Source organism: Polaromonas sp., assembly GCF_039932935.1.
In the GTDB taxonomy this organism is placed as follows: domain Bacteria; phylum Pseudomonadota; class Gammaproteobacteria; order Burkholderiales; family Burkholderiaceae_C; genus Polaromonas.
The window spans coordinates 48,213-70,652 of record NZ_JBDTPB010000146.1 but is presented as its reverse complement, the minus strand read 5'-3'; the positions used below and the strand labels follow the sequence as shown (position 1 = coordinate 70,652).

General features: G+C 62.4%; 16 protein-coding genes. 11 read left to right on the top strand and 5 right to left on the bottom strand.

Annotated elements, in window-relative coordinates:
* The 4 genes from ABI546_RS23445 to ABI546_RS23430 all read right to left on the bottom strand — a co-directional run.
* Positions 1–871 (bottom strand): SPFH domain-containing protein (locus ABI546_RS23445; RefSeq protein WP_348050806.1); only part of this gene is annotated, 871 nt, incomplete at its 3' end.
* 124 nt (positions 872–995) lie between these two features.
* The gene (locus ABI546_RS23440; protein WP_348050804.1) at positions 996–6,287 is read right to left on the bottom strand and encodes a YDG domain-containing protein; all 5,292 of its coding nucleotides are present in this window, start codon (positions 6,285–6,287) and stop codon (positions 996–998) included.
* 31 nt (positions 6,288–6,318) lie between these two features.
* Complete coding sequence (locus ABI546_RS23435; protein WP_348050802.1) at positions 6,319–8,037, bottom strand: ShlB/FhaC/HecB family hemolysin secretion/activation protein; 1,719 nt, start codon at positions 8,035–8,037, stop codon at positions 6,319–6,321.
* Between the two features lie 498 nt (positions 8,038–8,535).
* Positions 8,536–9,645, bottom strand: a complete 1,110-nt coding sequence (locus ABI546_RS23430) for a 5-methyltetrahydropteroyltriglutamate--homocysteine S-methyltransferase (protein WP_348050800.1) — start codon at positions 9,643–9,645, stop codon at positions 8,536–8,538.
* Positions 9,646–9,795: 150 nt separating this feature from the next.
* Here ABI546_RS23430 and ABI546_RS23425 point away from each other — a divergent pair, with 150 nt between their 5' ends.
* From ABI546_RS23425 to ABI546_RS23375, 11 genes are all read left to right on the top strand, one after another.
* Positions 9,796–10,890, top strand: a complete 1,095-nt coding sequence (locus tag ABI546_RS23425; RefSeq protein ID WP_348050798.1) for an aromatic ring-hydroxylating dioxygenase subunit alpha — start codon at positions 9,796–9,798, stop codon at positions 10,888–10,890.
* Between the two features lie 16 nt (positions 10,891–10,906).
* Positions 10,907–11,704: a GntR family transcriptional regulator gene (locus ABI546_RS23420; RefSeq protein WP_348050796.1), complete on the top strand. Its 798-nt coding sequence runs from the start codon at positions 10,907–10,909 to the stop codon at positions 11,702–11,704.
* 85 nt (positions 11,705–11,789) lie between these two features.
* Positions 11,790–12,773, top strand: a complete 984-nt coding sequence (locus ABI546_RS23415; protein WP_348050794.1) for a PDR/VanB family oxidoreductase — start codon at positions 11,790–11,792, stop codon at positions 12,771–12,773.
* A 401-nt stretch (positions 12,774–13,174) separates the two neighbouring features.
* Positions 13,175–14,347 (top strand): ABC transporter substrate-binding protein, encoded by a 1,173-nt coding sequence (locus ABI546_RS23410; protein ID WP_348050812.1) that lies wholly within the window; start codon positions 13,175–13,177, stop codon positions 14,345–14,347.
* Positions 14,348–14,497: 150 nt separating this feature from the next.
* Positions 14,498–15,370 (top strand): branched-chain amino acid ABC transporter permease, encoded by an 873-nt coding sequence (locus ABI546_RS23405; RefSeq protein WP_348050792.1) that lies wholly within the window; start codon positions 14,498–14,500, stop codon positions 15,368–15,370.
* 1 nt (position 15,371) lies between these two features.
* Positions 15,372–16,346, top strand: a complete 975-nt coding sequence (locus ABI546_RS23400; protein WP_348050790.1) for a branched-chain amino acid ABC transporter permease — start codon at positions 15,372–15,374, stop codon at positions 16,344–16,346.
* Positions 16,343–17,119 carry an ABC transporter ATP-binding protein gene (locus ABI546_RS23395; RefSeq protein WP_348050788.1) on the top strand — a complete coding sequence of 259 codons (777 nt, stop codon included), beginning with the start codon at positions 16,343–16,345 and terminating at the stop codon, positions 17,117–17,119. Before ABI546_RS23400 ends, ABI546_RS23395 begins: the two co-directional genes overlap by 4 nt.
* Complete coding sequence (locus ABI546_RS23390; RefSeq protein ID WP_348050786.1) at positions 17,112–17,828, top strand: ABC transporter ATP-binding protein; 717 nt, start codon at positions 17,112–17,114, stop codon at positions 17,826–17,828. The genes ABI546_RS23395 and ABI546_RS23390 overlap by 8 nt, the downstream gene beginning before the upstream one ends.
* 242 nt (positions 17,829–18,070) lie before the next feature.
* The gene (locus tag ABI546_RS23385; protein WP_348050785.1) at positions 18,071–20,401 is read left to right on the top strand and encodes an NADP-dependent malic enzyme; all 2,331 of its coding nucleotides are present in this window, start codon (positions 18,071–18,073) and stop codon (positions 20,399–20,401) included.
* A 254-nt stretch (positions 20,402–20,655) separates the two neighbouring features.
* Positions 20,656–20,982 (top strand): ribonuclease, encoded by a 327-nt coding sequence (locus tag ABI546_RS23380; RefSeq protein WP_348050810.1) that lies wholly within the window; start codon positions 20,656–20,658, stop codon positions 20,980–20,982.
* 49 nt (positions 20,983–21,031) lie between these two features.
* The gene (locus ABI546_RS23375) at positions 21,032–21,481 is read left to right on the top strand and encodes a barstar family protein (protein WP_348050784.1); all 450 of its coding nucleotides are present in this window, start codon (positions 21,032–21,034) and stop codon (positions 21,479–21,481) included.
* A gap of 248 nt (positions 21,482–21,729) precedes the next feature.
* Here ABI546_RS23375 and ABI546_RS23370 read toward each other — a convergent pair whose 3' ends face one another.
* Positions 21,730–22,431 carry a glycosyltransferase family 25 protein gene (locus ABI546_RS23370; protein ID WP_348050783.1) on the bottom strand — a complete coding sequence of 234 codons (702 nt, stop codon included), beginning with the start codon at positions 22,429–22,431 and terminating at the stop codon, positions 21,730–21,732.
* Positions 22,432–22,440: the final 9 nt, after the last annotated feature.

Sequence of the window (22,440 nt, the reverse complement as noted above, 5' to 3'; positions counted from 1 at the left end):
AACCCTGCTGCAGGTTTTGCGCCAGCACCTGGCCCAGCGCCACGCCGGCGCCCAGACCCATCGCGTCGCCGGCAATACCGCCGCCGGAACCGCCGCCTTCGGCGAATTTGGGGATGGCCTGCGCCGTCTGGTACTGCATGAATTTGCCCATGTCGTTGCCGACCATGCCCATGCCGATTTTCTGGTCGAGGATTTTCTGCAGCTCTTCGGGCAGCGAGACGTTCTGCACCGTCATGCCCTCGAGCTTCAAGCCTATCTTGGCAAACTCGGGCACGAGTTGCGCAGCCAGCGCCTGCGCGAACACAAGCTGGTTGGCCGCGAGGTCGAGGAAGGGAATGCCGCTGGAAGCGATGGCGGCGGAAATGTTCTGCAGCACCAGGCCGCGCAACTGGCCATCGACGTCCGCCGTGGTGTAGCGGTCGCGCGTGCCCGAAATTTCGGTGTGGAACAGTTTGGGGTCGGCAACACGGAAGTTGTAGTTGCCGAAGGCGCGCAGGCGAACCGCGCCGAAGTCCTTGTCGCGGATGGTGATGGGCTGGGGCGTGCCCCACTTCTGGTCGATCTGCTGGCGGGTGCTGAAGAAATAAACGTCGCTCTTGAAGGGGGACTCAAACAGCTTGTCCCAGTTCTTGAGGTAAGTCAGCACCGGAATGGTCTGCGTCGTCAGCTTGTACATGCCGGGACCAAAGACGTCGGCAATTTTTCCCTCGTTGACAAAGACAGCCATCTGCGACTCGCGCACGGTGAGCGAAGCGCCGTACTGGATTTCCATGTCAGCCATCGGGAAGCGCCAGGCCAGTGTGCCGTCGTCATCCTCGGTCCACTGGATGATGTCGATGAACTGTTTCTTGATGAAGTCCATTAAGGCCATGGTGCGCTCCCTTGAAGTGTTGTCGGCCACATGATACCCGCCGGATGCGGCATTTCCATGCGGCACCCGGTGTTTCTGGAACCCCCTTCGCGCCGTTCACCGGCGCCGCAGCCGAACCCGCGGCCTATTGACCTTGGCCGTCACCGATGCAACGCACGCCACCGCGCTGCACCTGGCAGTCGTCAGCTGCCAACCGCGCCGCGCCGCGCGGATCGGGAAAGCCTGCAAGCCGGAAGGTGGGCGTCTCTGCGGCCGTGTCTTCCTGGGCCGGCTTGAGGCCTGCCGCGCGGCGAAGGGCGCGCTCCCGCGCATCGCTCCCCTCCAGCGCCGCCAGCGCGGTGCCGTTGGAAAAGCGCGCATCTCCGCTTCGCTCAGCCGTGTTGGCAGGAGCCGGCGTGATGTTCGCCATGGTGGTGGCTGTCGTGTCAAGCAAGGTGTAGTTGCCGGCATCCGCTCCCGACAGGGCGATGCCCGTGATGCTGACGGGTTTGCCATTGCCGACCGCGGGCGTATCAAAGTTGCCGGTGGCGGCCCCCACCGCCAGCACGTCGGTGCCGATACGGCCGGTAAACGCCGCACCTCCGGTCAACAGCGTAGCGGAGGTGGTGCCATCCTGCACCTTGCTGGCGGCGGCGATGCCGCTGACATTGGCGATGGAAGCCGGAGTGATGTTGGCTGCGGTGGCGGCCGTGGTGTTGACGCTGTAATTGGCTGCATCCGTGCCGGTGATGGCAATGCCGCCGACATTGACGGTTTTGCCTGCGCCGGCATTCTTGTCGGCAAAGCTGGCCGATGTGTTGCTCGTGGCCAGCACGTCGCCGGCAACCCGGTTGTCACCCAATGTCACGGTCGCAGCCGTGCCGCCGTCGTACACCCTGTTTTGCGCCGTGGCACCCACCGTGAGGGCGCGCTGCGTGATGTTGGCTGTAGTAGCCGCCGTCGTATTGAAGCTGTAGTTGCCGGCATCGGTACCGGTGACACCAATGCCGCTGACGCTGACCGCCTTGCCGGTGCCGACGTTCTTGTCGCCAAAGCTGGCTGCTGTGTTGCTGGCCGTGAGTACATCGCCGGCGACCCGGTTGTCGGTGAGTGTGACGGTGGCGAAGGTGCCGCCGTCATACACACGGTTCTGCCCGGTGGCGCTGACGGTGAGGGCGCGCTGCGTGATGTCGGCGGTGGTGGCCGCTGTGGTGTTGACGCTGTAGTTAGCCGCATCGGTGCCGGTCAGGGCGATGCCGCTGACACTCACGGCCTTGCCGATGCCGATGTTCTTGTCGCCAAAGGTGGCCGCGGTATTGCTGGCGGTGAAGACGTCACCTGCCACACGGTTGTCGGCCAGCGTGACGCCGGCCGTCATGTTGCCGTCATAGACCTTGTTGGTTCCGGTTGCCGTCACCGTCAAGGCACGGGCCGTGATGTCGGCGGTGGTCGCGGCAGTGGGGTTGTTCACGCTGTAGTTTCCGGCATCGGCGCCGGTAATGGCGATGCCGCTGACGTTCACGGTCTTGCCGGTGCCGACGTTTTTGTCGAGGAAGCTGGCGGCGGTATTCGTGGCGGTGAGGACGTCGCCCGCGACGCGGTTGTCGGCCAGGGTCACGCCGGCAGCGGTGTTGCCGTCGTAGACCTTGTTGGTTCCCGTGGCGCTGACCGTCAAGCTGCGTGCCGTGATGGTGCCAATGTTTCCGGTGGCAGTGCCGCCACCTGACACTTGATAACCGTACACTGCGGTGGCGCCATTGGAGGCGCTGGCGGTAATGCCGGATACGCTGACCGTCTTTCCTGTGCCGGCATTCTTGTTGTCATAACTGCCGCTGGTCGGGTTGTTAAAGGCGATCACGTCGCCGTCAATTTGCCCGGAACTCGTGTAGTTGCCGGCCGTCAGCGTGGCGGTCCCGTTCCCGTCATACACCTTGCTCACCGGGCCGATGATCCCGGCGGTAAGGGTAGGCGCCACGGAATGGACGAAGCCATTGCCGGTACCCAGGAGGGCGCTGCCATATGTTGCGTTGTACTGTTTGAACGCGGCAACCAGCCCGCCTTTTGTATCCCCGACAGGGCTGGTTGAATAGACCAGCCAACGGCCGCTTGGCGTTGACAGTGCCCCGGCGCCCACATTGTTGGTGAAATTGCCGCTTGTCGTCAGCACGATGGCGTCACCGCTGCCGGTTGCGTTGATGGTGCCGTTGAGCGTGAGGTTGCCTCCGAGCGCCCGCGCGGTCAGGCTGCCTGCCGACACCGGTCCAAGCGCCAGGGCGCCGGCGTTGACAACACTGGCCGCCCCAGACGTCGAGACGGAAAGGTTGCCCGCAAAGTTGTTCGACGCGTTGTTGGCGGTGATCGCCCCGCTGCCGCTGCTGGCCAGCGTGACGTTGGTTCCGGTCACCTGGCCCGTGTAAGCCTGCGCGCCGCTGGTGGTCAGCGTGTTGCCCGTACCAAAGGAGACCAGGCCTGCGCTTGACACCGAGGCGACGGTGTCGCTGAAGCCGTTGAGGTTGAAAGTAGCGCCGGACAGAACGTTAACGGCCGACGCAGCGCCGATGGCGTTGGCAACGCCAAGCCTCAGTGTGCCGGCGTTGACGGCCGTTGCCCCGGTATAGGTGTTCACGCCGGAAAGCGTCAGCTGCGAGGTGGCGCTGTTTTGCACGACGCCGGTCACGTTGGTGCCGATCACTTTGCTGATGGTACTGCCGCCGGTGCCCGTTCCGCTGTTGGTCACGGTGCCGGTGTTGTTCAATGTCCCGGCGCCTGACAGCGTGATCGCCCCGGCTCCGGTGGTGTTGAGTGCCAGGTTGCCGGTGCCTGTGACTGCACCGCTCAGGGTAAGGGTGCTGGCCGCCGGCGCGAGCCGCAAGTCATGATTGTTGAGTGCGACGGCGCCGCTGAAGGTGCTGTTGGCGCTGGAGGTGATGCTTGCCACGCCGGTGTTGCCTGCCGCCACGTTGATCGCATTGGTGTGCGTGCCGGCAAAGCCGCCGTTGAGCGTGGTGTTGGCAGTGCCACCGGTGTCGCCCAGGGTGATCGCCCCGGTGCCGAACGCGGCGGCCACGGTGCCCGCTGCGGTTCCGGCTTTAATCGTCGTGCCGCTGCTGTAGGTGTTGATACCGGACAGCGTCAGCTGCGAGGTGGCACTGTTCTGCACCACGCCGGTCACGTTGGTGCCGATGACTTTGCTGATCAGCGTCGCTCCGGTGCCGGTGCCGCTGTTGGTGATCGTGCCAGCGTTGTTCACCGACGCGCCTGACAGAGTCAGGCCGTTGGCGGTTGTGCTGTTGTTGTTAAGTGACAGGTTGCCTGCGCCGGTGATGCCGCCACTCAAGGTAAGGTTTGCACCGGCGCGGGTCAGGCTCAGATCATGGTTATTGAGCGTCACGGCACCACTGAAGGTGCTTGTCGCGCTGGAGGTGATGCCGGCCACACCGGTGTTGCCCGCCGCTACGTTGATTGCATTGGCGTGCACAGCGCCGCCGCTGAGCGTGGTGTTGGCAGTGCCACCGGTGTCGCCCAGGGTGATCGCCCCGGTGCCGAACGCGGCGGCCACGGTGCCTGACACCGTGCCGGCCTTGATCGTGGTGCCGCCGCTGTAGGTGTTCGTACTTGTCAGCGCCAAGGTGCCCGCGCCGTTCTTCACGACCGCTGTCGTTCCCTGGATGGCTCCCGTTTGAGAAACGTTGCCAGTGGCGTTCAGATTCAGCGTGCCTCCATTGAGGCTGACATTTCGCAGCGAATTGATCGCGCCAGCCGCGTTAAGCGTAACCCCAAGGGCACCGACGGTGGAGGTGACATTGGCACCCGCGCTGAAGGTGATGTTGTTGGACGCATTGAGGGTCAAGGTCGCTGCACCGCCTGCCGTCTTGGCAATGGCATTGTTGACGGTGATGTCGCCGGCTTGGCCGTTGGTGCCGGCGCTTGCAGTCGTGATGTTGACGGAGGTCCCCCCGTTCAGGGCCGTCTGGATGCTCCCCGTGGTCACGATAGCGGTGTCGTTCGTGCTGGTGAAGTTGGGCGTTGCCGAGACGTTGGTGTCGACGCCCGTGGACTGGATCGTGATGTTATTCGGGTCGAGCAACCATTGCCCCGCCGCCCCGTTCGGCGCGGAGGCGTCTACGCTGCCGAGGGCTTGCAGAACCGCTTTGCCACTGGTTTCCACAAAACCGCCGTCACCGCCTTGCGCCCCGCCCTTGGCCGTGATGCTGCCGTGGAACTGCGTGACGTCATCCGCCCACACGACGACCTTGCCACCGTTGCCGCTGCTGAGGGCATCGGCCTTGATGCTGGCATCGGCGCCTATGTAGGTGCGGCTGGCGTTCTGCACGGCCGCATTGAGGCCCTGGTAGTCGCCGCCAATCAGCGCCGTGCCTCCACCTGCTTCGCCGGAAACATCAATCAGCGCACCACCGGTCAGCGCGACCTTGTCACCCAGCACCTTGACCGTGCCGCCCGTCTGCCCCGCCGCGGTACCTGCCGCGCTCAACTCGCCGCTGACGTTCACGATGCCGGTGGAGCCGCCGCTCAGCACAATCGTGCCGTTGCGCTCTACCGCCGAGTTGGCCCGTATGACACCGGAATGGTTGACCACCGTCGCCATCGCATCACCCATGGCACTGGCCAGCACAGCCACTTGGCCGCCGTTTGCGTTGATGCTGCCGCTACTTTGAATGGCGGCCTGCGCAGCCGCTGCGTCTACCGAGAAGCGCACCAGCCCCGAGCCCGACGTGTCGACCGACACACGGGAGCCCGCCAGCAGCCCGACCGAACCGGCGTGAGCGCTGATGGCGCCGGTGTTGCTGACTTGGGGGCCGGCCAGCAGCACGTAGCCGCCGCGTGCGGCGTTGATGGTGCCGTGGTTATCGACGGAGCCTGTTCCCGTACCGCTGAAGGAATAGCGGCCGGCCATGAAGTCGCCATTGCTGATGTCCAGGCTGGAGGCCACCAGGCCGCCCACATTGACTTGCGCGCCGGGCGCGAACATCACCCCAGCCGGGTTGATCAGGAAGACCTGCCCGTTGGCGCTGAGCGAACCGAAGATGGACGAAGCGCCGTTGCCGATGACGCGGTTCAACGCGACAGATGATGCGCCGGGCTGCACAAACTGCATGGACTGGCCCGCGCCGATATTGAAGCTTTGCCAGTTGAGCACCGCCTTGTCGGTGGACTGGTTCACCACCATGCTATTGGCTGTGGGGGAGGTGACGCTGGCCTGGCCGGCGACCACTTGCCCGCCTTCGGGCAAGGCCACTGCCCAGGGCGAGACGGTGGCCAGTAGCACTGCCATCAGGCGTGACAGGCGGCGATCGCTGCGGATGCGATAAGTGGCCGACAGCTTGCGGGACAGGCGGACCACGACCATGCGCACAGACCAGGGGCGATGAGCGGCGTGTGAGGCGTGCGAGGTGCGGGTCGATGAAGCGCTTGTCATAGTGGGCAATCGGCTGTGGAAGTGGGCCTGGCTAAAACCAGGTTTGCGCCGAGAGCCAGGCGCGGGGTGAACGATCAGGATCGCCCGTGGAAGGTTGGACGGGCGTTGTGCGCCAGGCGAGATAGGTTTTGACAAGGAATTTGCCGGGGCGCCCCAGCGTAGCGCCGATGCCGAAAGAGCCGAGGCTCAGCGTGTTGGCGTTACCCGGCACGGTGGGGCCGTTCTGGTTGAAACGCACGCGGCCAAAGTCATAAAACGCCAGCAGGCTCAGCGGTTCGCCCAGCACTGGCGGATCCAGCTGGTAGCGCGATTCCAGGGTGAGCAGGACGCCGGCATCTCCGACACCCTCGCCCACCGGATAGCCGCGCACACCGTTAGGTCCACCCAGCACCATTTTTTCAGCCGACCCTAGATTTTTGGAAGCCAGCTGGGCCTGAACCGAGGCCTGGAAACTAAAAGCTTCCCCGAAAAATTGCGAGCGCTGGTACTCCAGATTTAACTTGGTGAAGCTGCCTGCTGTATGCAGGCCGCCCAAGCCGTCGTCCAATGCCTGGTCGGCGGCATTGAGCCTAAGCCGCCCGACGGTTGCGCTGGCTGCATAGCTGTTCAGGCCGCTGGCACCGCCCAGGTTGTCGCCAAAGTTGCCAACCACACCCACGCGGACGGAGACAAGGTCGCGGTCACTTTTCAGCAAGGGTGTCGCGGTTTCGTCCGTGAGTTTTTTCTGTTCGGCACCGAGCAGGCCGTAGAGGTTGGTCGTGCGACCGCGAACCAGCGGGTGGGAGACGGTAAGGCCCAGGATATCGGCCTTGCCGGTGGCGCCCAGCGCTTCGAACTGCTTGCCGAGGGAGTAGTCCAGGTGCGCGGCAGTTAACGCCAGCCGCGTGCCGAAGGGCCCCACCGGAAGGGTATAGGCAACGCGGTACAGGTCTGTGCCGGAGCGGTCGCTTTGCTGCGCGCTCAATGCCAGCACGTCACCGCGGCCCAGCAGGTTGTTGAGATTGGCCGCAAGCGTGGCGCGCACGGCCCCGGCGGCTCTGGCGCCGTGGTTGTCCAGGCTTAACGAGCCATCGGCACGGTTGCCGGAGGACCTTACCGTGACCAGAATATCAGCCAGGCCCACATGCTCGCCGGGCTGGACTGTGGCGCCGGCATCGTAGCCGGCCAGGTCGCGAAGCAACAACACGGGCTTGTTCAACGCGTATTCGGTGACAGCGTCGCCGGACTGCAGCTGACGGTTGACCACCTCCTCGGCAAAGGCCCTGGAAACTCCCGCGCCTTCAGCCTGCACCGATACGCGGCCTGCACGGGCTTCGATGATCGCGATGGTGACAGTGCCACCTTCGGCGGAGAAAGCCTGCTCGGGCAGATAGGCCTGGGTCAAAAGATAGCCGTGCTGCCGGTAGTGGGCGTTGATGGCGCTCACCGCGTCGTTGAGGCCGGCGAAGTCTGTGGTGGTATTGAGCCGGTCCGCTAACAGCGCTGCCAATGCCTCGCTCGAAAAAACGGTGTTGCCGGAGAACAGGAAGGCTGCGGGACGCAGGCGAACTGACTTGGCAAGGGGAGCGGTCGGCTGAGCCTGCGGCAGGTCAAGCTGCGGCACGCTGCGAGGCGGCTGCAAGGGGAGGGGGCCCTGCATATCCAGCAGCGTGCCGGCGTCGGGCCGCACGTCGGCGCGGGTTTGCGCCAAGGCGAGAGTTCCCACCGCAGCATGAACACCCGCAAAACCCACGGCGAGCAACCTGGACACTGGAAAAGCGGCACAAAACAAGGAGATCCTCTTTAGACGCGGAATTGAAACAAAATGTTTTATTCCTTTTTAGTCTGCCGAGGTGCATCTGTCTATTCTTTTCGCGCCTTAAAAGCCAAATTTTGTCGTAAGTGATTGTTTTTTAGTGATATTTTGCTTTTTTGCCGAGCCGGCCAGAGTCATAAGACTCCCGAGTGGTAAATGTAACTTGATGTATTAATTGCCGATGTGCGGGCATTCAGCAGCTGAGCTCACTATGTTGTAAGCAACCAGTTGCATCCAAGAGGAGGCGTTGCGAAAGGCGGTGCGCACAAAGAGCTGGCCCACCAGGCAGCCGCCAGCGGGGTCCACTCGGCAACGAGTGCGCGCACTGCGCGCTATCTTTTCAGGAGCTGCTGGCGCACTGTTCACTTGGGCTCACGGCCATTTTGACCACAAACACCACATTAAACGGCGGGCGATCTCTCCTAGGATGCCCCAAGGCGAAGCGCTCAGGCCCTAGCCCCACACCTCTTGCGCCGTCTCGATCACCAGGCGCAGCTTGTTGCGCTGCGCTTCCACGGCGATGTTGTTGCCGTGCACCGTGCTGCTGAAGCCGCACTGAGGTGACAGGGCGAGCTGCTCCAGCGGCGCGTATTTGGCAGCATCTTCAATGCGGCGCTTGAGGTCGTCCTTGCTTTCCATCTCGCCGAACTTGGTGGTGACCAGGCCCAGTACAACGGTTTTCCCCTTGGGCAGGTAGCGCAGCGGCCGGAAGTCGCCACTACGGCTGTCGTCGTACTCCAGGAAGTAGGCGTCCAGGTCCATTTCCTTGAGCAGCGCCTCTGCCACCGGCTCATAGTTGCCTGCCGCGGCGTGCGTGCTCTTGAAGTTGCCGCGGCACAGGTGCATGGCCAGGGTCATGCCGGCGGGCTTTTGCGCCACCACCTTGTTGATGAATTTGGCATAACGGTGCGGCAGCTCATTGGGGTCGTCGCCGCGCTGGCGCGCCGCTTCGCGCATTTTTTCATCGCACAGGTAGGCCAGGTTGGTGTCGTCCATCTGTACATAAGTGCAGCCGGCGGCGGCCAGGCTGCGCAGCTCGTCGCCATAGGCCTTGGCCACGTCGTCGTAGAAGGCCGGGTCGAGCTCAGGGTAGGCCTCTTTGCTAATGCCGGCGCGGCCACCGCGAAAGTGCAGCATGGTAGGCGAGGGAATCGTGACCTTGGGCGTGTTGCCCGCGCTGACCTGACTCTTGAGGTACTGAAAGTCGGCGAGCTGGATGTCTTTTACGTGGCGCACTTTGTCGATCACGCGCATCACGGGGGGCGCCAGTTCCATGCTGCCGTCGGGCCGCTGGATGGTGACCGGGATGTCGGTCTTGACGCCGCCAATCTGCTCCAGGAAGTCGATGTGAAAGTAGGTACGGCGGAATTCGCCGTCGGTGATGCTTTTGAGGCCCACGTCTTCCTGGAACTTCACGATCTCGGTGATGGCCTGGTCTTCGACCTTGCGCAGCTGTTCAGGTGTGATCTGGCCTTTGGCCTTTTGTTCGCGAGCCTCCAGCAGGTACTGCGGGCGCAAAAAGCTGCCGACGTGGTCGTAACGGGCGGGTAGTTTGGCGGTCATGGGATCTCCTGGAATGGGACGGACGGTTCAGCGCAAGGCCTCATGTTATGTCAAACTTTTTTCTGAGAATGAATACATAAACTTGGTATTTACCCTGAAATTCACTGAGTTTCTTGGTTTTTTGGCATTTTCTGTATACATTGCGTATCCATGAATGTTCAAAAATCGACTTTTCCGCTGAACGCCTGGTATGCCGCCGCTTATGACGTGGAGGTAGGCCGGACGCTGCTGGCGCGCACGATTTGCAAGCAGAAGGTGGTGATGTTTCGCCGCACGGACGGACAGGTGGCCGTGCTGGAGGACGCCTGCTGGCACCGGCTGCTGCCGCTTTCCATGGGCACGCTGGACGGCGACGAAGTGACCTGCGGCTACCACGGCCTGGTCTACAACGCCCAGGGCCGCTGCACCCACATGCCCAGCCAGGAAACGCTGAACCCCTCGGCCTGTGTGCGCTCGTTTCCGGTGGTGCAAAAACACCGCTTCGTCTGGATCTGGCCCGGCGACCCGGCTAAAGCCGACCCGGCGCTGGTGCCCGACATGCACTGGAACGACGACGCGGACTGGGCCGGCGACGGAAAGCTGATCACCGTGAAATGTGACTACCGCCTGGTGGTGGACAACCTGATGGACCTGACGCACGAAACCTTTGTGCACGGCTCGAGCATCGGCCAGCGCGCGGTGGCTGAAGCCCCCTTTGTAGCCACGCACGGCGACCGCACCGCCACCGTGACGCGCTGGATGGAAAACATCGACGCGCCGCCGTTCTGGGCCGGGCAGATCGAGCATGCGCGCGGCTACAAAGGCCCGGTAGACCGGTGGCAGATCATCAAATTCGAAGCGCCCTGCACCGTGAACATTGACGTCGGTGTGGCCGAGGCCGGGTCGGGCGCGCCGCCCAAAGACGGCCGTCCGGGCGACCGCAGCAAGGGCGTTAACGGCTTTGTACTGAACACGGTGACACCCGAGACCGACGGCAGCTGCCACTACTTCTGGGCTTTCGCGCGCAACTACTGCCTGGGCGAGCAGCGCCTGACTCACCAGCTGCGCGAGGGCGTGGCCGGCATCTTCCGCGAGGACGAACACGTGCTGGAAGCACAGCAGATCGCCATCGACGAACACCCGGACCACCAGTTCTACAACCTCAACATCGATGCCGGCTCCATGTGGGCCCGGCACCTGATAGACGGGTTGATCGCGCAGGAGAAACCACCAGCACCCGTCATCGCCATCCGGCGGGCCGCCTGAACGGAAACCACTTCTCATGCAAGCCACAACAACAAATGCTATCAATTCAGTAGCTGCTGGCGCTCATTCCGAACGGGCTACAGGCCAAAATAGCCTTGAAAGTGCGCAGGTGCGGGCACAGTTGCAGCTTCGCGAGATGATTCTGGCCGGGGAGCTGCCCGGCGGTGCACGCATTGCCGAACTGTCCATCGTCGAAAAGCTCGGCTTCTCACGCACGCCCATCCGCGCGGCATTGATGCGGCTGGAACAGGAAGGCCTGCTGGAGTCGCTGCCCAACGGTGGCTATGCCGTGCGTACATTTTCCGAACGCGATGTGTCCGAAGCCATCGAGCTGCGCGGCACCATTGAAGGCCTGTCGGCGCGGCTGGCGGCCGAGCGCGGCGCGCCCACCGTGGTGTTGAACGAAGCCCGCGAATGCCTGGGCAAGATCGATGCGGTGCTCAGCCAGCCCGCGCTGGACGACGAAGCTTTCTCGGCCTATGTCGCGCTGAACGAGCGGTTTCATGAATTGCTGGGCGAAATGGCCGGCAGTGGCGTGATTGCCAAGGAGCTCGAGCGCGTGTTCAGCCTGCCTTTTGCATCGCCTTCAGGTTTTGTCGTGGTGCAGGCCAATTCGCCGGGCGCGCGCGACATGCTGGTCGTGGCGCAGGACCAGCACCGCCAGGTGCTGGACGCCATTGAGCAGCGCGAAGGTTCGCGCGCAGAGGCCATCATGCGCGAGCACTCGCGACTGGCCCAGCGCAACCTGCGCGCCGCCGTGGCCAGCCACAACCTGGACCAGATGCCCGGTGTTCGCCTGATCAGAAAAAAATGACCCCCCGAAGCGGCCTGCGGCCCGGCAAAGCCGGTTCCACGACGGCCCGCGAATTGAAGAGACTGAAGAGACCACGGAAAACTGAATGAAAGCAAACTCCAGCTGGACCGATGCGGTCATTGAATCCTTTCGGGACCTCACGCCTACCGTGCGCGAATTCGCCATTCGCCCTGCAGGCAGCGCGGAAGGCGTGCAGCGCCACGAACCCGGCAGCCACCTGCAGGTACAGCTGCTGGTGGACGGCAAGCCGCAGCTGCGTTCCTACTCCCTGGTCGGCCAGACCGACGGGCGAACGTGGCGCATCGCCGTCAAGCGGCTGGACGACGGCCGCGGCGGTTCTCGCGCGATGTGGCAGCTGGCTGCGGGCGACCGGCTGCAGGTCAGTGGCCCGCGCAACCATTTCCCTCTGGACTTCAACGCGCCGGCTTACCTGCTGGTGGCCGGCGGCATTGGCATCACCCCCCTGGTAGGCATGGCCGAAGCGCTGGCCGCCCGCTGTGCCCAATCAGGCCGGCCGCTGCGCATGCTGTATGGCGCGCGCAGCCAGGCCGAACTGGCTTACGTCGAGACATTGCAGGGCTGCCTGGGCGACAGGCTGCATGCGGATGTCGCCGCGCGGATTGACTTTGACCGCGAGATTGCGGCGTTGCCGGCCGGCGCGCAAATGTATGTCTGCGGTCCGGTGCCCATGCTGGACGCGGCGCGCCATGCCTGGCACGCCGCGGGCAGGCCGGCGGCCGACTTGCGCTATGAGACCTTCGGCAACAGTGGGCGCTTTGCACCGCAGGCTTTTCGGGTGCAGATCCCTCGCCACGCGCTGGACATCATGGTGCCGGCCGACTGCAGCCTGCTGGACGCGCTGGAACAGGCAGGGGTACAAGCCGTCTTTGACTGCAAGCGCGGCGAATGTGGCCTGTGCACGCTGGACGTGCTGGCGCTGGACGGCGAGATCGACCACCGCGACGTATTTTTGAGCGAGCACGAAAAACAGGGGAACACGCGGCTGTGCGCGTGTGTCTCACGGGTGGTCGGCTCGGTGACGCTGGATTCTTCCTACCGGCCCGACTAGGGCCTGTTAACGCTATTGATGCAAATGCGAATGGGGTGAAAACGGCGGCAATCAAGGCGCGCGACGACGCCCAGACCGGGCGTCTGGGCCAGGAGCTCGACGCCGAGTGGCGCCTTTTTCACCCCATTCCCTCCGGGTTGCGATCAAAAAGGCCTTGCGCGGCGTTGCAAAGCATTGACGGGGGTCACCCCGCCTGCGTTTTGCGTCTTGCTCAAGGCCTTTTGACTCGCAACGCAAATGCATCAATAGCGTTAACAGGCCCTAATTGAACCGTTGAATCCCTGCGCGCTTCCGGAGCACCCGCAAAGTTCGTGTACAGAACATTGGTACTTATCACGAACGCTCAGTAAACTGGCGCAAAATTCCACCCTTATAAATTCAAAATCGACCACCGGAGACAAATCATGAAAAGACGCCTCTTTACCACCGCTGCGCTTGCTGCTACCGCCCTGGCTTCGGCCGCACCCGCCCTGGCCCAGGACAACACCTTCAAGATTGGCCTCATCCTTCCCATGACGGGCCAGCAGGCCACCACGGGCCGGCAAATTGAAGCGGCGGTGCGGCTTTACATGGCGCAAAACGGCGACAGCGTGGCGGGCAAAAAAATCCAGCTGATCGTGAAGGACGACACCTCGCTACCGGACACCACCCGCCGCCTGGCGCAGGAACTGGTTGTCAACGACAAGGTCAATGTGCTGGCGGGCTTCGGCATCACGCCTTCGGCTCTCGCCACCGCGCCCATCGCAACGCAGTCCAAGACGCCCATGGTGGTGATGGCCGCGGCCACATCGAGCATCACCCAGGCGTCGCCCTACATCGTACGCACCAGCTTCACACTTCCACAGGTGTCGGTGGCGCTGGCCGACTGGGCGCCCAAAAACGGCATCAAGACAGTGGTGACGCTGGTGTCCGACTACGGCCCCGGCATTGATGCCGAGAAATATTTCAAGGACCGCCTGACCTTCAACGGTGGCCAGGTGACCGATGCGCTGCGCGTGCCGCTGCGCAATCCGGACTTCGCGCCATTCCTGCAAAAAGTGCGCGACAACAAACCCGACGCGTTGTTTGTCTTCGTGCCTTCCGGCGCGGGCGCGGCCGTCATGAAGCAATTTCTTGAGCGTGGCCTGGACAAAGCGGGCATCCGGCTGATCGCCACCGGCGACGTGACGGACGACGACCAGCTCAACGACATGGGCGACGGCGCGCTGGGAGTGGTCACCTCACACCACTATTCGGCCGCGCATCCTTCGGCGCTGAACAAGCGGTTTGTGGAGGCCTTCTCCAAGGCCAACAAGGGCCTGCGCCCCAACTTCATGGCGGTCGGCGGCTATGACGGCATGCGCGTGATCTACGAAGCGCTCAAAACCAGCAAGGGCCAGAGCGGCGACGCGCTGCTCGAAGCCATGAAGGGCCAGCTGTTTGAAAGCCCACGCGGCAAGATCTTCATCGACGCGCAGACGCGCGACATCGTGCAGAGCGTCTACCTGCGCAAAGTCGAGAAGAAAGACGGCCAGCTCTACAACGTGGAGTTCGACGTGATCAAGGACGTCAAGGATCCCGGCAAAAATAAGTAACCCCCCGAAGCGCCGCTTCGCGTCGCCTCCCCCCTGCTGGGGGCAACCTCTGCGGCCCGGCCCTTCGACAAGCTCAGGACAGGCCAAGGCCGGTTCCGCGCAGTTCCTGGAATAGGCTCCTTCAAGCAAACACGGATCATCCGGCAAAGCATGCTGACCCTTCTTTTTGACGGTATTGCTTACGGCATGCTGCTGTTCATCCTGGCGGTGGGCCTGGCGGTGACCATGGGGCTGATGAACTTCATCAACCTTGCACACGGTGCTTTTGCCATGGCCGGCGGCTACGTCACGGTGCTGTTGATGCAGCACTACGGCGTTCCCTTTTTGCTGTGCCTGCCGCTGGCCTTTGCCGCCTCAGCACTGCTGGGCGGAGTCCTTGAGCGCACGCTGTACCGTCCGCTCTATCACAAGCCGCACCTGGACCAGGTGCTGTTTTCCATCGGCCTGGTGTTCATGGCGGTGGCTAGCGTGGATTATTTTGTCGGTTCAACGCAGCAGATTGTGCAATTGCCGGGCTGGCTCAAGGGCCGCACTGAAATCGGCAGCGGCGCCTGGATGCTGGGCATGGGTCACTACCGGCTGTTCATCATCGCCGTGTGCGCCGCGCTGACGGTGGCCCTGCAATACGTGCTGGCACGCACACGTTTCGGCAGCCGGCTGCGCGCTTCGGTGGACGACCAGCGTGTGGCGGCAGGTCTGGGCATCAATGTGAACGCGGTGTTTCTTTCAACTTTTGCAGTCGGCTCGGGCTTGGCTGGGCTGGGCGGCGCACTGGGCGCCGAAGTGCTGGGCCTGGACCCGAGCTTTCCGCTCAAATTCATGATCTATTTTTTGATCGTGGTCGCTGTTGGCGGCACGTCGTCGATCACCGGCCCGCTCTTGGCCGCCTTGCTGCTCGGCATTGCCGACGTAGCGGGCAAGTACTACATCCCCAAGCTGGGGGCCTTCATCGTCTACAGCCTGATGATCGTGATTTTGATCTGGCGGCCGCAGGGCCTCTTTGTGCGCAAGGGAGGCAAGTGACATGAACACCCAACAATCGCTGCTGAGTGCCAGCCGCTGGCGGCTTTGGGAGCCCTTGCTGTGGCTGTCCGCCTTTGCCGCCCCGGTGCTGTTGCCCAGCCATGCACTGATCATCAATGAGATTGCGATCGTCGCACTGTTTGCGATTTCGCTGGACCTGATTCTGGGCTACACCGGCATTGTTTCGCTGGGCCACGCCGCGTTCTTCGGCATGGGGGGCTACGCCGCGGCGCTTTTTGCCAAGCTTGTCATGCCGGATCCGCTGGTGGGTCTGGCCGTCGGCATTGTCGCGGCCACACTGCTGGGCGCGCTGTGCTCGTTCACCATCATGCGCGGCAGCGACCTGACGCGGTTGATGGTCACGCTCGGCGTCGCATTGATCCTGCTGGAGCTGGCGAACAAGCTGGATTGGCTGACCGGTGGCGCTGACGGGCTGCAGGGCGTGGTCATGGGCCCGCTGCTGGGGCGTTTTGAATTTGATTTGTCTGGCCGTACCGCCGCTTATTACTCGCTCACCGTGTTGCTGCTGTTGTTTTTTCTGATGCGCCGCCTCGTGCATTCACCGTTTGGCGCTTCGCTGAAGTCGATTCGCGACAACCGCCTGCGGGCCATGGCCGTCGGCGTTCCAGTGACCTCGCGGCTGGCGGTTTCGTACACCATCGCAGCCGCCGTGGCCGGCGCAGCCGGCGCGCTGCTGACGCAAACCACCGGCTTCGCCTCGCTGGATCTTTTTGAGTTTCATCGCTCCGCGGATGTGCTGTTGATTCTGGTGGTGGGCGGAACGGGCTGGCTCTATGGCGGGGTTGTCGGCGCCATTGTGTTCAAACTGATGCAGGACGCGCTGTCATCCATCACGCCACAGTACTGGACATTCTGGGTCGGCCTCTTCCTGGTGGTCCTGGTACTGGTGGGCCGTGATCGGCTGATCCGGCCCTGGATATGGATCGCTACGCGCCGGCGCGGAGGACAACCATGAGCGAGCTGGCGCCGGAGACGGTACTGTCCGCCCAAGGCTTGGTGATGCGCTTCGGCGGCATCACGGCCACCAACAACGTGAGCCTGACGCTGCAACGCGGCGCGCGCCATGCGCTGATCGGCCCCAATGGCGCCGGCAAAACCACGCTGATCAACCTGCTGACCGGTGTGCTTCAGCCGACCGAAGGGCGCATCCTTCTGGAAGGAGCGGACATCACCCGCCTGGCGCCGCATCAACGTGTCAAGCGTGGGATGGTGCGGACCTTTCAGATCAACCAGCTGTTCGATTCGCTCACGCCTTTGCAGACGCTGGCGCTCACAGTCTCGCAACAGGCAGGGCTGGGCGCGCGCTGGTGGCAGACGCTGGGCCGCGATGCGCGGGTTGCCGAACGCTGCGCACAGTTGCTGGAGCAGTTCCATCTCACCGAGGTCATGGACCAGCCGACCCGTGTGCTGGCCTATGGCAAGCGCCGCCTGCTGGAAATCGCCATTGCGCTGGCTTGCGAACCACGCGTGCTGCTGCTCGATGAACCGGTGGCCGGCGTGCCAGCCGGCGAACGCGAGGAATTGCTGCAGACCGTGGCCGCCTTGCCTGCCGACGTGTCGGTGCTGTTGATTGAACACGACATGGACCTGGTGTTCAGCTTCGCCACAACCATGACGGTGCTCGTGAATGGGACCCTGCTGACTGAAGGTACACCGGAGCAGATTGCCGCTGACCCGCGCGTCAAGGCGGTGTACCTGGGTCACGGCGAGGAGGTCAGCCATGGCTGAGCTGCTGAAAATAGAAAGTCTGCGCGCGGGATATGGCGAAGCGGTGGTGCTGCACGAGGTATCGCTCGCGCTCGGTGAAGGCCAGACGCTGGCGCTGCTGGGGCGCAACGGCACCGGCAAGACCACGTTGATCAACACCCTGGCGGGCGCAACACGGCAGCACGGAGGATCTATTTCATTCGGCGCGGGTGCCGCCGCGGCCGCATTGCACCGGTTGCCCTCTCATGAGCGCGCGGCAGCCGGCATAGGCTGGGTGCCGCAGGAACGCAACATCTTCAAGTCGTTGACGGTCCACGAGAACCTGACGGCCGTGGCACGCCCCGGCAAATGGGATCCCGAGGGGGTGTATGCGATGTTTCCGCGCCTTGCGGAGCGCAAAACCAACTTGGGCACGCAACTGTCAGGTGGCGAGCAACAAATGCTGGCCGTGGGACGGGCTCTGGTGCTCAACCCGAAGCTGCTGCTGCTGGACGAGCCGCTGGAGGGCCTGGCACCGATCATCGTGGAAGAGTTGCTGCGGGCCATACGCCGCATTACCCGCGAAGAAGGCCTGAGCGCCATCATCGTGGAACAGCATCCCCAGGCTGTTCTGGCGATCTCCGACCTTGCCGTTGTGCTGGACCGCGGGAGGGTGGTTCATGCGGATACGGCATCGGCTCTGCGCGAGCAACCCGAGCGCCTGGACCATTTGCTGGGTGTGACACGCTGAGCATGGAGCGGGTGGCCGCGGAACTTGGCGTTATTTTTCGCTTAAATGCCGCAAAAGACCGCTACCGGCTCCCAACATTCCGGGACTGAACCTGCATGTCGGCTTTCCGTGCAAAAAAGTCAAAAGCGAAGCACCTGGTTGCGTAGATTCACTTACTAGGGTTTCCCCCTTGAGCGGCCTACAATCGCAGACCTTACAAGAAATTGACGGTCGCTTTGACCGATTCTGCTGGAGACCTGCTGATGCCGACACCCACCGCCGCGACGCCCAATAACAGTGAAGCCAACCAGGAGGAAAAGCGCGCTGAACTGCGCCGCGCCGCGCTTGAATACCACGAGTTTCCGACGCCGGGCAAGATCGCCATCGCGGCGACCAAGCAACTGACGAATCAGCGCGACCTGGCTTTGGCCTATTCCCCTGGCGTGGCCGCGCCTTGCGAGGAGATCGTCAAGGACCCGAACAACGCTTTCAAGTACACCAGCCGCGGCAACCTGGTGGCGGTGGTGACCAACGGCACCGCCGTGCTGGGCCTGGGCGATATCGGTCCGCTGGCCTCCAAGCCCGTCATGGAAGGCAAGGGCGTGCTGTTCAAGAAGTTCGCCGGCGTGGACGTGTTCGACATCGAGATCGATGAAAAAGACCCGGTCAAGCTGGTCGACATCATCGCGTCACTGGAGCCGACCTTCGGCGCCATCAACCTTGAAGATATCAAGGCGCCCGACTGCTTTTATATTGAGCGCGAGCTGCGCAAGCGCATGAAGATCCCGGTCTTTCATGACGACCAGCACGGCACCGCCATCACCGTGGGCGCGGCCGTCCTGAATGCGCTCAAGGTCGTCGGCAAGGGTCCGGGGCAGGTCAAGCTGGTGACTTCCGGCGCAGGCGCAGCGGCGCTGGCCTGCCTGAACCTGCTGCTCAAGCTGGGTATCCAGCGCGAAAACGTGTTTGTGACCGATCTGGCCGGTGTGGTTTACGAAGGCCGCACGGAACTCATGGATGAGGACAAAATCCAGTTTGCGCAAAAGACCGACGCACGCACGCTGAATGACGTCATCGCGGGCGCAGACATTTTTCTCGGCCTTTCCGCTGGCGGTGTGCTCAAGAAGGACATGGTCGCCAAGATGGCGGCCAAGCCCATCATCCTGGCGCTGGCCAATCCCAACCCGGAAATCACGCCCGAAGACGTCCGGACCGTGCGTGACGATGCCATCATGGCCACCGGCCGCACGGACTATCCCAACCAGGTCAACAACGTCCTGTGTTTCCCCTACATATTCCGGGGCGCGCTGGATGCCGGCGCGTCTACCATCACCGTAGAAATGGAAATCGCGGCCGTGCACGCCATTGCCGAGCTGGCCCAGGCCGAGCAGAGCGAAGTCGTCGCGGCGGCGTACGTGGGCGAGAAGTTGGCATTTGGCCCTGAGTACCTGATTCCCAAGCCTTTTGATCCGCGCCTGATGATGAAGATCGCCCCTGCGGTGGCCCAGGCCGCAGCCGACAGTGGCGTGGCCCTGCGGCCAATTCAGGACATGAACGCCTACCGCGAGAGGCTGCAAAGCTTTGTCTACGCCTCCGGCACCGTCATGAAGCCGATTTTCGCGGCCGCCAAAGCGGCAGCCCGCAAGCGCGTGGCTTACGCGGAAGGCGAAGAAGAGCGCGTATTGCGCGCGTGCCAGATCGTGGTGGACGAAGGCCTGGCGCGCCCGACGCTGATCGGCCGCCCCGCCATCATTGCCCAACGCATCGAGAAATTCGGCCTGCGGTTGAAGGAAGAGCTCGACTACGACGTGGTCAATGTCGAACAGGATCATCGTTATCGCGACTTCTGGCAAACCTACCACCGCCTGATGGAGCGCCGCGGCGTGACTGTGCAGATCGCCAAGATCGAAATGCGCCGTCGCCTCACACTGATCGCCGGCATGTTGCTGCACAAGGGCGATGTGGACGGCCTGATCTGCGGCACCTGGGGCACGACGGCACACCATCTTGATTACCTCGACCAGGTGATCGGCAAGCGGGAAGGCGTCAATACGTATGCCTGCATGAACGGCTTGCTGCTTCCGGGACGTCAGGTGTTCCTGCTCGACACGCATGTCAATTGCGATCCGACAGCCGAACAACTTGCAGAAATCACCACCATGGCGGCGGAGGAAATGATGCGCTTCGGCATCAAGCCCAAAGCGGCGCTGCTGTCACATTCGAACTTTGGTTCTTCCAACCTCCCCAGCGCGCTGAAGATGCGCCGCACGCTTGAACTGCTGCGCGAAAAGGCGCCCTGGCTGGAAGTCGACGGCGAAATGCACGGGGACATGGCGCTCGACGCGGACGCGCGCGCACTCATCATGCCCAACAGCACCCTGACAGGCGAGGCCAACCTGCTGGTGCTGCCCAATATTGATGCGGCCAATATCTCGTACAACCTGCTGAAAACGGCGGCTGGCGGCAATATCGCCATTGGCCCTGTCCTGCTGGGCGCCAACAAACCCATGCACATCCTGACCGCGACAGCAACAGTACGGCGTATTGTCAATATGACCGCTCTCACGGTTGCGGATGCCAACGCGAGCCGATAAGCCAAAATTAGATAGCTAGTACTAACTTAACAAGTCAATAACCTCTACCTTTACTGCCTAAATTTTCAGCATCCGCTTGCGTTTTTTGGGCATATGCGGCAAACTACCTCTCTTGAAATTTAAGGGTTAACCCGAGAAATCAGCGGGCGACTCTGGGATTCGAGAGAAGGTTTTTCATGTTGCGCAATGGGTGGGCGGCCAAAACGGCCATGTGGCTGATTTTGGCAACCGGCTTGGCCGGGGCAATCCCCAGCATGGTGCAAGCGAAAAGCCCAGTTCCGATCGGGACTGTTGCCATGGCTCAGTTGCCCCCACAAGGGCGGGACATGATGGCGCGGATTTACCAGGGCGGGCCTTTCAAGCATGAGAAAGACGGCGTGGTGTTCGGGAACCGGGAGCGATTGCTACCGGATCAAAAGCGCGGTTACTACCGCGAATACACCGTCAGGACGCCCGGTGAACGAAGCCGGGGAGCCCGGCGCATTGTGTGTGGCGGCTTGAAACCCGTCGCGCCTGATGCCTGTTATTACACCGACGATCACTATGCGAGTTTTCGCAGAATCGTTCAGTCAATAAACTGAACTGTGGTTGTCATTTTGAGTTTTTGACTTAAGAGAAAGAGTAGCGGAGATGGATACACCACTTCGTCGGGACAACGAGACGCCTTTGCGCAAGGACGGTGAAACGCCCTTGCGCGGGGTACGTCCCAATATCGTTCAATCCATACGTGCCTTCCGGGTGCAAGACCTGCAGGATGCGGCAACGCATCTGAACCAGCATTTTCTGTATGCCAACCTGGGCAATGCCCAGAGCAAACAGGACGTCTTGGACATGATTGCAGCGCAGTACACCTTTCCGGCGCATTTCGGCAAGAACTTTGACGCCTTGTACGACTGCATGACGGACTTGGTCCACAAGTCTGGGCCACAGCCTGGCTTTATCGTTGTGCTGGAGCAGATTCCCGCCAATGCCAAATTTGACAAGGAAGCGCGCGAGCAACTGCTCGACATCTTCCGGGATGCCTCTGATTACTGGGCGGATCGCAAGATACCGTTCAGATGTTTCTATTCTTTTCTGTAGCCCGCTCCCCAGACATTGGCCAAGGGGATCGGGCGAATGAGGCCCAGCAAGCAGTCGCCGAAGGCGAAGAAGTCATGCCGACGGACAAGTTGGTAGACGTATCGCCATTGGCATTGCGCATGAGCAGCCCGTTTAACGCGGGTTATTGGTTAGCAGCAGCCTGAAGAAAAGGCTGAAGTCAAAAAGCCCGCTTGTCGCGGGCTTTTTGCTTTCTACCGCTCAGGCGCTTCGCCGGTTAGGCGTGCGCTTTACAACACGTAATAAAGCACGCGGCGACAATATTCGTGCAGGTCGCCCGGAATGCGGACCAGCATCAGCCGGAGGCGCGCAAAGCCCGACAAATGCGGTCGTAACCGATGGCCTATTTGTGTGTCCACGCCGGCTTGCCGGACCGGGTACGGCAGCAAGGCATAGGTATTGACGCCGTGCAAATGACGCGCCTCCATGAAGTCGTCCACGGCCATGTAGAACCGCGCTGATCGTCGCAGCAGCTGAGCCGCCTCGCGAGGCCCGAGCATATACCCCGCCGTCCCCGCAGGATCACCCCAGTATTTGGCAAAGGGGCTGTCGTCCACGAATTTATGGCGTTTTTCAAAAATACCTGCGAGCCTCACGATGGGATAGGGCGCCAGTGCAAGCCGCTCAAGCAAGGCGACATTCAGCCCCGGCACCAGCACGTCATCTTCCAGCACCACGCATTTTTTGCCATGCGCCTGCACTGCTCTCCAGGCTTGCCTGTGGGCCAGGAAACAGCCAATCTCTCCAGGCGCCATGCCGTAGCCGTAGCGAAGAAGTCGCCCCCGTTCGTTGTAACCAAGCTCGGCCGGGCGCGTGGGATCGGGCCGTACGCCGTCAATCAGACTGTAGGTCAGTCCCAGCGCCGCCATCTGCCGGGCAATTGCCGCGCGCCTTGCCGCGGCTTCAGGAAGGGAAATAACAAATATCTTCATGCCGGATGC